This is a genomic window from Variovorax sp. Varisp41 (genome assembly GCF_047325085.1).
Classification (GTDB): domain Bacteria; phylum Pseudomonadota; class Gammaproteobacteria; order Burkholderiales; family Burkholderiaceae_C; genus Variovorax.
Window position 1 is genome coordinate 3,243,163 of the sequence record NZ_CP168540.1, and the last position, 14,783, is coordinate 3,257,945.

Consider the following 14,783-nt stretch of genomic DNA (forward strand, 5'->3'; position numbering starts at 1 on the left):
TCGTCTTCCTCAGGCGGTCTCGATCACGGCCAGCGGCTGGCCCGGATCGACCGGCTCGGCGTTCTCGACCGCGAAGCGCAGCAGGCGGCCGGCCGCGTCGGCCGTGACTTCGCTGAACTGCTTCATCACCTCGACCAGGCCCAGCACGTCGCCCACGGCCACCGTGTCGCCCTCGGACTTGAACGGCGGCGCGTCGGGCGCCGAGCGGCGGTAGAAGGTGCCCGGCAGCGGGCTCAGGACTTCATGGGTAGCGGACATGGGATGCACTCCTGGGGACGGAACGGAAAACGGGGAAGGGAAAGGGGGATCAGCCCTGCGCGGCGAGCCCTGCAACCTCGATGCCATGCGCGGCCAGCGCGCGCCGCGTGGCCTGCACCAGCGCGAGCGCACCGGGCGTGTCGCTGTGGATGCAGACCGAGTCGAAGCCGATGGCCAGGTCCTCGCCCTCGACCGTGCGCACCGTGCCCTCGGTGCAGGCGCGCAGCACCTTGGCCGCGACCGCCTCGGGGTCGAGCGCGCCGACGCGGCGCGTGAAGACGATGGAGCCGCTCAGGTCATAGTCGCGGTCAGCATAGAACTCGCGCACCACGGGCTGGCCCAGCTCGCGCGCCACGCGGCAGGTGACCGAGGACTCCATGCAGAACAGGCGCAGGCCGGGCTCGATGCGCTGCAGCGCCTCGACCAGCGTGCGCGACAGCGCCTCGTCGCGCGCCGCATGCATGTAGAGCGCGCCATGGGGCTTGATGTGCTGCAGCGCCAGCCCCTCGAGCCGCGCGAACTCGCGCAGCGCGCCGAGCTGGTAGACCATGTCGTTGACCAGTTCCTCGGCCGGCGCCTGGATGTGGCGCCGGCCGAAGCCCACGAGGTCGCGAAAGCCCGGGTGCGCGCCGATGCCCACGCCGTGCTCGCGCGCCAGCGCGACCATGCGCCGCATGATGTTCGGATCGCCGGCATGGAAGCCGGTGGCGATGTTGGCCGAACTGATCAGGGGCATCAGTTCCGCGTCGACGCCATCGCCGATGGTCCAGGGGCCGAAGCCCTCGCCCATGTCGGAGTTCAGATCGATCCGCTTCTTCTTCACGTGTGACAGCCTTTGTTCGATGGACGGGCCGAAGATTAGTGAGCGGTCCAAAGGCTGAAAAGCATTGTTTTCCGCGCGCTCGATATCTGAAAAACAGATGCTGCGTTGCGGCGCGTGCCTTGCTACGCTGGCGCCATTCGATCGCGCGGTATCGGGTTTTCACCAACCCATGCACCGGCTGCGCCGCGTTGCCGATACCGATCCACTCCCCGAAGCCCCGCCATGTCCCTGACCCTTCGCCAGCTCAAGTACTTCTCGGCGGTGGCCGAGGCAGGCCGCATCTCGCACGCGGCGCTGCAGCTCAACATCTCGCAGTCGGCCGTGACCACCGCGATCCGCGAGCTCGAGGAGATGCTCGGCCAGCAGCTGTTCGAGCGCCATCCGCACGGCGTGGAACTGACCAAGGGCGGGCGCCGCTTCCTGAGCCATGCCTACGCGGTGCTCGCCGCGGCCGACGAGGCGCAGCGCATGCCCCACGAGGACGCCGCCGTGCAGGGCGAGCTGACCATCGCCGCGAGCTACACGGTGCTGGGCTACTTCCTGCCGCACCACCTGCAGCGCTTCGAGCAGCTGCATCCGCAGGTCACGCTGAAGGTGCACGAGGTGGCGCGCGAGGCGATCGAGGAAGGGCTGATCACGCGGCGCTACGACCTCGGCGTGGTGCTGACCTCGAACGTGGTGCTGCGCGAGCTCTCGCTCGAGACCTTCTTCGGCTCGCAGCGCCGGCTGTGGGTGCCGGCCAAGCATCCGCTGCTCGACAAGGCCGAGGTCACGCTGGCCGACGTGGCGGCCGAGCCCTACATCATGCTCACGGTCGACGAGGCCGCGGCCACCGCGCTCAAGTACTGGGGCCGCACGCCGCACCAGCCGAAGGTGCGGTTGCGCACCAGCTCGGTGGAGGCGGTGCGCAGCACCGTCGCCAACGGCGGCGGCGTGACGGTGCTGTCGGACATGGTCTACCGCCCGTGGTCGCTCGAGGGCAAGCGCATCGAGACCATCAACCTGCGCGACCCGATCCCCACCATGAACATCGGACTCGGCTGGAAACAGGGCGTGGAGTTCTCGCCCGCGATGACGGCGCTGCGCGACTACTTCCGCCAGCTGTTCCTCGATCCCGCGTCGGCGCGGCAGGGGCGCGGGCGCGCCTGAGCCCGCCGCGCTCGCTCAGGCGTGCGAGACCTCGGCCTGCGCTTCCTTCGGCAGGTCGACCATCGGCCCGCTGCCGCTGTAGCGGTCGAGCGCGAGGTAGATCGCGGGCGTGATGTAGAGCGTGATCACCTGCGAGAAGATCAGCCCGCCCACCACCGCCACGCCCAGCGGCTGGCGCAGCTCGGCGCCGGCGCCCAGGCCCAGCGCGAGCGGCAGCGCGCCCATCAGCGCGGCCAGCGTGGTCATCAGGATCGGGCGGAAGCGCAGCCGGCAGGCCTCGCGGATCGCCTCCACCGGCTGCAGGCCCTCGGTGCGCTGCGCGTCGAGCGCGAAGTCGATCATCATGATCGCGTTCTTCTTCACGATGCCGATCAGAAGCAGGATGCCGATGGTCGCGATCAGCGTCAGGTCGAAGCCGAAGATCTTCAGCGAGATCAGCGCGCCCACCGCCGCCGAGGGCAGGCCCGCGAGGATCGTGATCGGGTGGATGTAGCTCTCGTAGAGCACGCCCAGCAGCACGTAGATGACCAGTACCGCGAGCACCAGCAGCACGGCCTGGCTGGACTGCGAGCTCTGGAACACCGCGGCATCGCCCCCGTAGGTGGTGATGATCGACTGCGGCATCTTGAGCTCTTCCTTGAAGCGGTCGATCTTGGCGGTGGCGTTGCCCAGCGGCACGTCGGGCCCGAGGTTGAACGACACCGTCACCGCCTGCAGCTGGCCCTGATGGTTGACCGAGGTCGGGCCCACGGTGCGCTCGATGCTCGAGAAGGCCGACAGCGGCACCAGCCGGCCGGTGGTGCTGCGCACCGACAGGCGCGAGACGTCGTCCTCGAACTGCCGGTCGTTGTCGGCCGCCGAGAGGATCACCTGGTAGGTGTTGCTGGCCGCGTAGATGCTGCCGATCTGGCGGTCGCCGTAGGCGTTGTAGAGCGCGGTGCGCAGGTCGCCCACGGCCACGCCGAGCACGCCGGCCTTGTCGCGGTCGATCTTCAGCGTGGCCTGCAGGCCGCGGTTCTGCGAATCGCTGGTGACGTCGCGGAAGTCGGGGTCGGCGCGCATGCGTTCCATCAGCCGCGTGGCCCAGGGCACCATCTCGCCGGCGTTCACGCTCTGCAGCGTGTACTGGAAGCGCGCCTTGCTCTGGCGCCCGCCCAGGCGCAGGTTCTGCACCGGCTGCATGTAGACGGCGATGCCGGGAATCTCGCGGAAGCGCTGGCGCAGCGACTCGAGCACCTTCGACATCTTCGGCCGCTCGCCGCGCGCCTTGAGCACCGCGAACAGCCGGCCCGAGTTCTGCGTGGCGGTGGGGCCGCCCACGCCGACGAAGGAGCTCACGTAGTCGACGCTGGGGTCGGCCATCAGCGCGTCGGACACGCGGTCCTGCAGCGCCTTCATGGCGGTGAAGGAGATGTCCTCGGCGGCCTCGGTCGTGATCTGGATCTGGCCGATGTCCTCCTCGGGGAAGAAGCCCTTGGGGATCGTGATGAACAGCCAGGCCGTGACGACGAAGGTGGCGCCGGCCATCAGCAGCATCAGCCCGCGGTGCGCCAGAGTCCAGTCGAGCGTGCGCATGTAGCTGCCGTGCACCCAGCGGTAGCCGCGCTCGAAGGCGCGGCCGATCGCGGTGCCGGGCTCGGGATGCTCCTCTTCATGGTCGTGGCGCGCGCCGCCCTCGGGCCGCGGCACCTGCTTGAGCAGCCGGCTCGCGAGCATCGGCACCAGGGTCAGCGAGACGATGGCCGACACCAGCACCGCCAGCGCCACCACCACCGCGAACTCGTGGAACAAGAGGCCGATCACGCCCGGCATGAAGAAGATCGGGATGAACACCGCCACCAGCGAGATCGAGATCGAGACGATGGTGAAGCCCACCTCGCGCGCGCCGCGCAGCGAGGCGGCCAGCGGGTCCATGCCCTTCTCGACGTAGCGCATGATGTTCTCGAGCACCACGATCGCGTCGTCCACCACCAGGCCCACGGCCAGCGTGATGCCCAGGAGCGAGACGTTGTCGAGGCTGTAGCCGAAGGCATAGAGCAGCGCAACGGCGCCGATCAGCGAGATCGGGATGGTGGCGGCCGGGATCAAGGTGGCGACCAGCCGGTGCAGGAACAGGAAGATCACCAGCACCACCAGCGCAATGGTGCCCAGCAGCGTGAGCTGCACGTCGTGCACCGCCTCGCGGATCGACAGCGAGCGGTCGTTGACCATCTGGATCTCGACCGACTGCGGCAGCTCGGCCTTGAAGCGCGGGATCAGCGCGCGCACCGCGTCGACCACCTGCACCGTGTTGGCGTTGGGCTGGCGCTGCACGGCCAGCGAGATCGAGCTCTGGCCGTTGAAGCTGCTGGCGGTCTTGACCGACTCGAAGCTGTCCTCGATGGTCGCGACCTCGTCGAGCCGCACCGGCGCGCCGTTGCGCTGGCCGACGATCAGCTTGGCGAAGTCGGCCGCGCGCGTGAGCTGCTGGTTGGCCTGGATGGTCAGCGTCTGGCGCGGGCCGTCGAGCACGCCGACCGGCGTGTTGGCGTTGGCCGAGTTGACCGCGCGCGCGAGCTCGTCGAGCGTGATGTTGCGCGCGTTGAGCAGGTCGGCATTGGCCTTGATGCGCACCGCGAAGGCCTTGCGGCCGTACACGCCCACCTGCGCCACGCCATCGATGGTCGAGAGCGTGGGCGAGATCAGGTTCTCGGCGTAGTCGTTGAGCTCCGAGGGATTCATCGACGGCGAGATCAGCGCGATGAACAGCACCGGCGCGTCGGCCGGGTTGACCTTGCGGTACGAGGGCAGCTGCGTGAGCTCCTGCGGCAGCTGGCGCTGCGCGCGCAGGAGCGCGGCCTGCACGTCGACCGCGGCGGCGTCGATGTCGCGGCTGCTGACGAACTCGAGCGTGAGCGAGGTCACGCCCTGCGTGTTGACCGAGCTGATGGTCTGCAGACCCGGGATGGTCGAGAACTGCTTCTCGAGCGGCAGCGCGACCGAGCTCGCCATGGTGTCGGGACTGGCGCCCGGCAGCTGCGCATTGACGTTGATGACGGGCGTGTTGTAGCTGGGCAGCGCGGCGACCGGGATGCTGAAGTAGGCGAAGATGCCCACCACCACGACGGCCGCGGACAGCAGCACCGTCATCGCGGGACGGCGGATGCACAGCTCGGAAATGTTCATGCGCGTTCCCGCTGCGTCGACCGGATGTCGACGCCATCGGACGACGCCGCGCTGCCGGGCGTCACGCCCGTGGTGCCGCCGGGCGCGGCCGGGGTCGCGGGCGCGTCGCCGCGCGGCTTGTCGTCGACGCGCACCTTGCCGTTGGGCCGCACGTTCTGGCTGCCCTCGATCACGACCTGCTCGCCCGGCTCGACGCCGCTGACCGCGACCTTGGTGCCGAAGGTGTGCAGCGTCTTCACCTTGCGGCGGCTCGCGTTGCGTTCCTTGTCGACCACGTAGAGCGAGGTGCCCTCGGGCAGCATCATCAGCGCCGCCGCCGGCACCACCGTGACGCCCTCGAGCGTGCGCACCGTGATGCGGGTGCCGACGAACTGGCCGGGCCACAGGCTCTGGTCGGCGTTGTCGAACACGGCCTTGGCGCGCACGGTGCCGATCTGCGGGTCGACCGTGTTGTCGACGAAGTTGAGCGTGCCCTGCAGCGTGTCCTTGCGGCCGGTGACCACGGCCTCGACGCGCGAGCGGGTGCGCGCGGCGGCCAGCAGGTCCTGCAGGTTGGCCTCGGGCACGGGGAAGCTCACGGCGATCGGGTCGAGCTGGGTAACCGTGACCAGCGACAGCGTGGGCTGCACCAGCGTGCCCGGGTAGATGTTGACCGCGCCGATGCGGCCCGCGATCGGCGCATGCAGCTTGGTGTAGCTCAGCGCCACCTGGGCCGACTGCACCGCGGCGCGGTCGGCCGCGACCGCCGCGCGCTGCGCCTCGAGCTGCGACAGCGTGGCATCGGTCGCGCTCTTGGAGATGAAGTTCTGCGCCAGCAATTCCTGGCTGCGCTTGTACTGGCGCTCGAGGTCGGCCAGCGTGGCCTCGTCGCGCTTCTGCTGGGCCTGGGCGCGCGCCAGGTTGGCCTGGTCGTTGCGGTCGTCGAGCGTGAAGAGCAGTTGACCCTGCTTCACGAACTGGCCTTCCTTCACGTGCACCACGTCGACCGTGTTGGTCACCTGCGGTCGCAGGTCCACGCTGTTGAGCGAGACCACGCTGCCGTTGACCTGCACCGTGACCGGCACGTCCTGGCGCACGGCGGTGGCGAGCGTGACCAGCGCGGTCGGCGCGGCGGCCGGCCCCTTGGCGCTCTTCGCCGCGGCGCGCTCGCCCGAGCCGCTCCACCACCATCCCGCGGCGGCGACGATCGACACGCCCACGAGGGCGATGACTGCGTTCTTCTTCATGGGTTTTTGTGCACTTTGGGCTGACAGCGGCTATTGGATCGCGGGGGGTTCCGAGTGTCCATCCGCACCGTAAAGAAAAGTAAAGGCCAGGGCGCCGCGCCCGGTAAAAACGGTCGGGATAAGCACCGATGGACAGGCACCCCGCTCGCTAGAATCCCCGCTCCACAGCCTCTGGATGAACCCCATGAACCGCTGCAAGATACCCACGAACGCTCTTCATTTCATAGCAGCCTGCGCAACGCTGGCAGCCACTTCCAGCTTCTTTCCGCTCCAGGCCAGCGCGCAGGACGCGGTGCCCCGGCCACAGACCCAGAACGAATCGCTGGTCGGCGGGCGCAATTTCCCGGTCGGCACCCTGCGCGGCAAGTTCCGCGTGATCGACGGCAACGACGTGATGCTCGACGGCCGCGCCGACCGGCTCGCGCCCGGCGCGCGCATCCGCAGCGGCCAGAACATGCTGGTGATGAGCGGCGCGATCGTCGGCCAGAACCTGCTGGTCAACTACACGCGCGATGCCGCCGGCATGCTGCGCGAGGTCTGGATCCTCACGCCCGACGAAGCCACCGCCAGCCGCGAATCGCTGAACAAGCCCTTCCTCAACATCTGGCCGTTCGTGCAGAACGACACGGTCAACACGCAGTAGGCATCTCGCCCGCAGGCCCTCGGCCGCACCGGCATTCCTCTCGCGGACACGCCCCGCCGCTTTCGCCACGAAAGCCCCGTGTCCGCCCGGCCCTCCGCAAGACGAGGGCCCCTCCCATATAGAAGAGCTCCCCATGACCGCCAAGAAAGTCTTCATCAAAACCTTCGGCTGCCAGATGAACGAGTACGACTCGGACAAGATGGCCGACGTGCTCAACGCGGCCCAGGGCTACGAGCCGACGCAGAACGTCGACGAGGCCGACCTGATCCTGTTCAACACCTGCTCGGTGCGCGAGAAGGCGCAGGAGAAGGTGTTCTCCGACCTGGGCCGCGTCAAGCACCTGAAGGCGCGCGGCGTGAAGATCGGCGTCGGCGGCTGCGTGGCCAGCCAGGAGGGCAACGCCATCATCGCGCGCGCGCCCTACGTCGACATCGTGTTCGGCCCGCAGACCCTGCACCGGCTGCCCGAGATGCTGGCCGAGCGCGAGCGGCTCGACCGCCCGCAGGTCGACATCAGCTTTCCCGAGATCGAGAAGTTCGACCACCTGCCGCCCGCGCGCGTGGAAGGCGCCACCGCCTTCGTGTCGATCATGGAAGGCTGCTCCAAGTACTGCAGCTACTGCGTGGTGCCCTACACGCGCGGCGAGGAAGTCAACCGGCCGCTCGACGACGTGCTGGTCGAGATCGCCGGCCTGGCCGACCAGGGCGTGCGCGAGGTCACGCTGCTCGGCCAGAACGTCAATGCCTACCGCGGCCGCATGGGCGACACGGCCGAGATCGCCGACTTCGCGCTGCTGATCGAGTACGTGGCCGAGATCCCCGGCATCGAGCGCATCCGCTACACCACCAGCCATCCGAACGAGTTCACGCCGCGGCTGATCGAAGCCTATGCCAGGGTGCCGCAGCTCGTGAGCCACCTGCACCTGCCGGTGCAGCACGGCAGCGACCGCATCCTGATGGCGATGAAGCGCGGCTACACCGCCATGGAATACAAGAGCACGGTGCGCAAGCTGCGCGCGATCCGGCCCGAGCTCGCGCTGTCGAGCGACTTCATCGTCGGCTTCCCCGGCGAGACCGAGGCCGACTTCGACAAGATGATGAAGCTGATCGACGACTGCCAGTTCGACGCCAGCTTCAGCTTCATCTTCAGCCCGCGCCCCGGCACGCCGGCCGCCGCGCTGCACGACGACACGCCGCACGAGGTCAAGCTGGCGCGGCTGCAGAAGCTGCAGGCCGTGATCGACGGCAACGTGAAGCGCTTCGGCGAAGCGCTGGTGGGCAGCACCCAGCGCGTGCTGGTGGAAGGCGCCTCGCGCCGCGACGCGAGCGAGCTGATGGGCCGCACGGCCTGCAACCGGGTCGTCAACTTCGAGGGCGACGCACGGCTCGTGGGCCAAATGACCGACATCCGCATCACGCGCTCGCTGGCCTACACGCTGCGCGGCGAAGTGCCCACGCGCGAGAGCGCGTCCGCCGCCGGGGCGCTCGCCTGATGGCGAAGCGATCGATACGGGGCTCGTTCCAGCAGCTCCTGCTGTTCGCCTTCCTGCTGATCACCGCGCTGCTGGTGGGCGTGGCGCTGCGCTCGGTGCTGCAGTACGACACCTTGATGACGCAAAGCCGCGACGCCGCGGCGCGCGCGCTGCGGCTGTCGGGCGCGGCCCAGTCGCTGGCCGAGCGCAGCGCGGCGATGGAGCGCGCCGGGCGCCAGTCGCTGGTGCTCAACGATTCGGTGCTGCGGCGCCGCTTCGACGATGCCGCGCGCGAGGCCCACGGCGTGCTCGAGCGGCTCGAGAAGAACGGCCTGGCCCCCGCCAGCACCGAGGCCTGGCGCACCCAGCTCGGCGTGATCGAGGGCCTGATGAGCGGCAGCGCCGACAGCGCGCTGCAGCGCGAGAGCACGATGGCGATGCAGTTCCGCGACCTCGACGCGCTCAACACCAACATCGCGCAGCAGGCCCAGTTCCTGATCGAGATGCAGAACGACGCGCTGTCCAAGCGCATCGAGAACGCGCGCCGCCGGCTGATGCGCGAGGTGGTCGCGGCCAGCGTGCTCGCGGTGTCGCTGGCGCTGGCCTTCGGCATCTGGCTGGCGCGGCCGTTCAAGCGGCTCGAGCACGCCATCGTCGGCCTGGGCCAGAACCGGCTCGACGAGCCGATCGACATCCGCGGCCCGGCCGACGTGCGGCGCGTCTCACAGCAGCTCGAATGGCTGCGGCTGCGGCTGACCGAGCTCGATGCCGACAAGGCGCGCTTCCTGCGCCACGTCTCGCACGAACTCAAGACGCCGCTGGCGGCGCTGCGCGAGGGCGTGTCGCTGCTGGAGGACGGCGTGACCGGCGCGCTGAACCCGGCGCAACTCGAGGTGGCGCAGATCCTGAACCAGAACACGGTGGCGCTGCAGGGCCAGATCGAGGCGCTGCTGCGCTTCAACGCGGCCGCCTTCGAGGCGCGCGAGCTGCGCCGCGAGCGCACCGACCTGCTGCCGCTGATCGAGGAGCAGATCGAGTCGCAGCGGCTGCAGTGGCAGGCCCACGGCCTCACGGTGCGCGCCGAGGGCGAGCGCATCGCGCTCACGGTGGACCGCACCAAGCTCGGCACCGCGATCGCCAACCTGCTGTCGAACGCGATCCGCTTCTCGGCGCGCGGCGGCACCATCACGCTCGCGGTCTCGGGCACGCCCGAGGCGGTGCGCATCGACGTCAACGACGCCGGCCCGGGCATCGCCGAGGGCGACCGCGACCGCATCTTCGAGCCCTTCTACCGCGGCGAACGCCAACCGGAACACGCGGTCAAGGGCACGGGCATCGGACTTTCCATCGTGCAGGAGTACATTGCAGCCCATGGGGGCCGCATCGCCCTGCTGCCCGAGGGGCCCGGCGCGCGTTTCCGCATCGAGCTGCCGCGCACGGCCTGAGCTTCCCGGCGCCCCCACCTCCCCGTAGCCATCGCCAACGCCCCGCGTCGTCCTTCCTCGTCCATGTCTTTTTCGTCCGTACGCCCCTCCACCGCCACCCGCGCACTGGCTGCGCTGGCCGCGCCGTGGCTCCTGCTGCTGGTCGCCTGCAGCGCGCCGCCCAAGCCGCCCGCGGAGGCCGATGCGCTGCCGCCGCCGCCGGTGCTGCCGCGCGTGATGCCGGTCGAGGCCGAGCCGAAAGCGCCGGCCACCCAGCCGGCCTCGCTGTTCACGCTGATGACCCAGGGCCCGGTGGCCGCCATGCTGGCCTACGCCGACAAGGTGCGCCCGCTCAACGGCGGCGAACTCAGCGCCGAGATCCAGCGCCTGGGCGACCCCGGCGACGCGCCCACGGCGCAGATGCAGCTCGCGATCCTGCTCTCGCAGACCCGCGTGCCGGCCGACCTGGCGCGCGCGCTGGGCCTGCTGCAGCGCGTGATCGCCAATCCCGCGCCCGAGGCCCAGCAGCTGCAGCCGCTGGCGCGCGCGCTGGCCGCGCGCTACGTCGAGCAGCGCCGCGTCGAGGACGACCGCGACAAGCAGGTGCAGCAGCTGCGCGACAGTCAGCGCCGCATCGACCAGCTCAACGACCGCATCGAAGCCCTGCGCGCCATCGAGCGCAGCTTCGCGCGGCCCAACACGCCCGCGGCCCCGGCCTCGGCACCGAACGGAAGCAGGTCCACCCCATGAGTACTTCGGGCGCCCGCCTCCTGGTCGTCGACGACGATCCGGACATGCTGCGGCTGCTGTCGATGCGGCTGAGTTCGGCGGGCTACCAGGTCACGGCCGTGACCTCGGCCGAGACGGCGCTCACGCAGCTCGAGATCGAGCATCCTCAGCTGGTGCTCAGCGACGTGCGCCTGCCCGGGCGCGACGGCCTGGCGCTGTTCGACGAGATCCGCAAGCGCCATCCCTCGCTGCCGGTGATCCTGCTGACCGCCCACGGCACCATCCCCGACGCGGTGGAAGCCACCGCGCGCGGCGTCTTCACCTACCTCACCAAGCCCTACGACGGGCGCGAGCTGCTCGACAAGATCGCCCAGGCGCTCGCGCTGGGCGCGCCGGCCACGGTGCCGAGCAAGGCCGGCGACGACAGCTGGCGCGCCGACATCGTGAGCCGCAGCAACCGCATGGCCGAGCTGCTGGCCGAGGCGCGCATGGTCGCCAAGTCCGACGCCTCGGTGCTGCTGCGCGGCGACTCGGGCGCCGGCAAGGAGATGCTGGCGCGCGCCATCCACAAGGCCAGCGCGCGCGCCGACAAGCCCTTCGTGGCGGTCAACTGCGGCGCCATTCCCGAGGCGCTGCTCGAGTCGGAGCTGTTCGGCCACATGAAGGGCGCCTTCACCGACGCCCACGCCAACCACAAGGGCCTGTTCCAGCAGGCCGACGGCGGCACCCTGCTGCTCGACGAGATCGGCGACATGCCGCCCGCGCTGCAGGTCAAGCTGCTGCGCGTGCTGCAGGAGCGCGCGGTGCGCCCGCTGGGCGCCAGCCAGTCGATCGAGGTCGACGTGCGCATCATCTCGGCCACCCACCGCGACCTCGACGCCGCGATGGAAGCCGGCCAGTTCCGCGAGGACCTCTACTACCGGCTCAACGTGGTGACGCTGACGCTGCCGCCGCTGTCGGCGCGCCGCGAGGACATCCCGCTGCTGGCCAACCACTTCCTGCAGAAGCTCTCGACCAAGTACGGCAAGCGGCTGTCGGGCTTCGCGCCCGAGGCGCTGAAGGCGCTGACCACCGCGGCCTGGCCCGGCAACGTGCGCCAGCTCTACAACGTGGTCGAGCAGGTCTGCGCGCTGTCGAGCTCGCCGCTGATCCCGCTGGCGCTGGTGCAGCGGGCGCTGCGGGTGCCGACCGTGGAGGTCCAGACCTATGCCGAGGCCAAGCAGCGCTTCGAGCGCGAATACCTGGTCGGTCTGCTGAAACTGACGGACGGTAACGTCGCCGACGCGGCCCGCCTGGCCGACCGCAACCGCACGGAGTTCTACCGCCTGCTGCAGAAGCATGAGCTCACTCCGGGCCACTTCAAGGCCGACGCTGTCGCTGCCGGTGGCGAGGGTGTCGCCGACGAGCGACGCCCCTAAGTCGTTGATTCATATGGGTGTTTTTCGGCGGGCCGGCAGGCCTGTCGGGATTCGGCGACAAAAACGGGGGTTTTGAGGCCCCTTTGGCCCTCCGGCCCCGGGAAATTCCGGTCGAAGTGGCCCAAGTACTTGATTCCAAAGCACTTTTCCATGCTGGCACAGGGTTTGCCCCTGTAGTCGCATGACAGCATTCAACAGCCCATCTTTCGCACTGCGTCCGCAGCGCGACGGCCTGCGTCAAAAGCAGTTTTCCGCCTCGCGGCCCCGTGCCGCGGGCCATTCGCCAGCCGCGCTCGCCAGCGCCGGCGGCGTCGCGACCGATTGCGTCTTCAAGCGCTTTCCGGCCATCGGCGACACCTCCTCCTCCCTCGACAAGCAACGTTGGTAAACACCATGAAGCCGAACGACTTCTCCCAACTCAATGTCCTGGCCGATTCCGACTTCTCGCACCGCAGCCCGGTGCGTGAGGAACGCCATCCCAACGCCGTCACCGCGCCCCCGCTCAACCGCGGCTCGATGACGCCGCGCCCCTGGCGCGGTTTCTGGAACAGCCTCGGCACCGCCCTGCTGGTCCGCCTGGGCGCCGGCGGCAAGCGCGAAAGCGCCCCGGCCGAAGCCAGGCAGCCGTGGCAGCGCGCCGCCTCGCAGCGCCGCCTGGCCTTCATGCTGCTGACCGTGCTGAGCACCGTGGTCGCTTCCACGCTGTTCGCGGGCGTGCAGCCCGACTACGACAACGTCTGGCTCGAATACGGCCAGATCGGCCTCTACGGCCTGCTCTCGGGCTGGGTCGTGACCGGCTTCGTGACCGCCCTCATGGGCTTCTACGTCTCGGTGCGCGGCGACAAGCACGCGCTCTCGGCGAAGCAGGTGGCCAACCACCCGATGAACCCGGAAGCCCGCACCGCGATCATCATGCCGATCTGCAACGAGGACGTGGCCACCGTGTTCGCCGGCCTGCGCGCCACCTGCGAATCGGTCGCGGCCACGGGCCACGCGAAGCAGTTCGACGTGTTCGTGCTGTCCGACAGCTACAACCCCGAGACCGCCGCCGCCGAGCGCGCCGCCTGGGAAGACCTGCGCGCCGCGCTGGCCGACAGCCCGAACCAGCCGCAGGTCGAGGTCTACTACCGCCTGCGCACCCGCCGCACGCACCGCAAGGCCGGCAACGTGGCCGACTTCTGCCGCCGCTGGGGCAAGGACTACCGCTACATGGTCGTGCTCGACGCCGACTCCGTGATGAGCGGCGACTGCCTGGCCTCGATGGTCAAGCTGATGGAAGCCAATCCCACCGCCGGCATCATCCAGACCGCCACCCAGGCCATCGGCCACGTGACGCTGCATGCCCGCGCACAGCAATTCGCCTCCCGCGTGACGGGCCGCCTGTTCACGCTGGGCATGCAGTTCTGGCAACTGGGCGAATCGCACTACTGGGGCCACAACGCGATCATCCGCGTCGAGCCCTTCATGAAGCACTGCGCGCTGGCCCCGATCAAGGGCACCGGCGGCATGTCGGGCGGCATCATGTCGCACGACTTCGTCGAAGCCGCGCTGATGCGCCGTGCCGGCTACCACGTGTGGCTGGTGTCCGACCTGGTCGGCAGCTACGAACAGCAACCGCCGGACCTGCTGGCCGAGTTGCAGCGCGACCGCCGCTGGTGCCAGGGCAACCTGCAGAACGCCCGCCTGATGGCCGAGCCCGGCATCCACTCGGTGCACCGCGCGATGTTCGTGACCGGCACCATGGCCTATGTTTCCGCCCCGCTGTGGCTCGCGTTCCTGACGCTGGGCACCGCGCTGTGGCTCAGCGGTTCCAGCCTGATCTCGAGTTGGAGCGTGCTGCCGGCCGAACTCGCCGGCCTCTGGGTCTGGACCCTGTGCCTGCTGTTCCTGCCCCGCGTGCTCGGCGTCGCCGCCGTGCTGATGCGCGGCGAGCAGCGCCAGTTCGGCGGCCTGTGGGGCCTGGTCAAGAGCTCGGTGATGGAAAGCGGTCTCGCGATCGTGCAGGCCCCGGTGCGCATGCTGGCCCACTCGCTGTTCGTGCTGGTCGCCCTCACCGGCATCAAGCTCGACTGGAAGTCGCCCCCGCGCGAAGCCGCCGCCGTGCCGTGGAAGGTCGCCGCCTCGCAGCTGGCCCCCATGACGCTGGTGATCGCACTGCTGGCCGTCGGCGTCGCGATGATCGACCCGAGCGCCCTGATGTGGCTCATGCCGGTCGGCCTGCCGCTGCTGCTGGCGATCCCGCTGACCGTGCTGACCAGCCAGATCGCGCTGGGCACCACGCTGCGCGACCGCGGCTTCCTGCTGATTCCCGAGGAATCGCGTTCGCCGGCCGTGCTGCGCCGCGCCTGGATGCATGCGCTGCGCCTCTCGCGCCCCGCGGCGCTGGCCACGGCCTGACGCGCGCACGCCACACGCCTCGCACGAAGCCGGCCCCTCGGGGCCGGCTTTTTTCATGGCGCGCCTAGAATCGCGCCTTC

12 protein-coding genes are annotated in these 14,783 nt (G+C 69.7%); 8 read left to right on the top strand and 4 right to left on the bottom strand.

Annotated elements, in window-relative coordinates; translation table 11 throughout:
* Window positions 1-9: 9 nt before the first annotated feature.
* Both ACEN9J_RS15055 and ACEN9J_RS15060 read right to left on the bottom strand, forming a co-directional pair.
* On the bottom strand, window positions 10-258 hold the full coding sequence (locus ACEN9J_RS15055) for an acetyl-CoA carboxylase (RefSeq protein ID WP_057591117.1): 249 nt from the start codon (window positions 256-258) through the stop codon (window positions 10-12).
* A 49-nt stretch (window positions 259-307) separates the two neighbouring features.
* Complete coding sequence (locus ACEN9J_RS15060) at window positions 308-1,081, bottom strand: 5-oxoprolinase subunit PxpA (RefSeq protein WP_057591118.1); 774 nt, start codon at window positions 1,079-1,081, stop codon at window positions 308-310.
* A 222-nt stretch (window positions 1,082-1,303) separates the two neighbouring features.
* Between ACEN9J_RS15060 and ACEN9J_RS15065 the strand changes: the two genes are divergently transcribed.
* Window positions 1,304-2,230 carry a LysR family transcriptional regulator gene (locus ACEN9J_RS15065; protein ID WP_057591119.1) on the top strand — a complete coding sequence of 309 codons (927 nt, stop codon included), beginning with the start codon at window positions 1,304-1,306 and terminating at the stop codon, window positions 2,228-2,230.
* A gap of 15 nt (window positions 2,231-2,245) precedes the next feature.
* On the opposite strand, the gene ACEN9J_RS15070 is transcribed toward ACEN9J_RS15065, so the two are convergent.
* Together ACEN9J_RS15070 and ACEN9J_RS15075 are read right to left on the bottom strand one after the other, a co-directional pair.
* Window positions 2,246-5,395 (bottom strand): efflux RND transporter permease subunit, encoded by a 3,150-nt coding sequence (locus ACEN9J_RS15070; RefSeq protein WP_057591120.1) that lies wholly within the window; start codon window positions 5,393-5,395, stop codon window positions 2,246-2,248.
* On the bottom strand, window positions 5,392-6,621 hold the full coding sequence (locus ACEN9J_RS15075; RefSeq protein ID WP_082321631.1) for an efflux RND transporter periplasmic adaptor subunit: 1,230 nt from the start codon (window positions 6,619-6,621) through the stop codon (window positions 5,392-5,394). Before ACEN9J_RS15075 ends, ACEN9J_RS15070 begins: the two co-directional genes overlap by 4 nt.
* Window positions 6,622-6,805: 184 nt before the next feature.
* Between ACEN9J_RS15075 and ACEN9J_RS15080 the strand changes: the two genes are divergently transcribed.
* From ACEN9J_RS15080 to mdoH, 7 genes are all read left to right on the top strand, one after another.
* Window positions 6,806-7,264, top strand: a complete 459-nt coding sequence (locus ACEN9J_RS15080) for a hypothetical protein (protein ID WP_413764476.1) — start codon at window positions 6,806-6,808, stop codon at window positions 7,262-7,264.
* A 133-nt stretch (window positions 7,265-7,397) separates the two neighbouring features.
* Window positions 7,398-8,756, top strand: coding sequence for a tRNA (N6-isopentenyl adenosine(37)-C2)-methylthiotransferase MiaB (miaB, locus tag ACEN9J_RS15085; RefSeq protein ID WP_413764477.1), 1,359 nt, complete (start codon window positions 7,398-7,400; stop codon window positions 8,754-8,756).
* Window positions 8,756-10,180, top strand: a complete 1,425-nt coding sequence (locus tag ACEN9J_RS15090) for a sensor histidine kinase (protein ID WP_057591123.1) — start codon at window positions 8,756-8,758, stop codon at window positions 10,178-10,180. Before miaB ends, ACEN9J_RS15090 begins: the two co-directional genes overlap by 1 nt.
* Window positions 10,181-10,243: 63 nt before the next feature.
* Window positions 10,244-10,909 carry a hypothetical protein gene (locus ACEN9J_RS15095; RefSeq protein ID WP_261211277.1) on the top strand — a complete coding sequence of 222 codons (666 nt, stop codon included), beginning with the start codon at window positions 10,244-10,246 and terminating at the stop codon, window positions 10,907-10,909.
* On the top strand, window positions 10,906-12,306 hold the full coding sequence (locus tag ACEN9J_RS15100; protein ID WP_057591125.1) for a sigma 54-interacting transcriptional regulator: 1,401 nt from the start codon (window positions 10,906-10,908) through the stop codon (window positions 12,304-12,306). Before ACEN9J_RS15095 ends, ACEN9J_RS15100 begins: the two co-directional genes overlap by 4 nt.
* A gap of 181 nt (window positions 12,307-12,487) precedes the next feature.
* The gene (locus ACEN9J_RS15105) at window positions 12,488-12,694 is read left to right on the top strand and encodes a hypothetical protein (protein WP_057591126.1); all 207 of its coding nucleotides are present in this window, start codon (window positions 12,488-12,490) and stop codon (window positions 12,692-12,694) included.
* 5 nt (window positions 12,695-12,699) lie between these two features.
* Complete coding sequence (mdoH, locus tag ACEN9J_RS15110; protein ID WP_296741818.1) at window positions 12,700-14,703, top strand: glucans biosynthesis glucosyltransferase MdoH; 2,004 nt, start codon at window positions 12,700-12,702, stop codon at window positions 14,701-14,703.
* The last annotated feature ends 80 nt before the right edge of the window (window positions 14,704-14,783 follow it).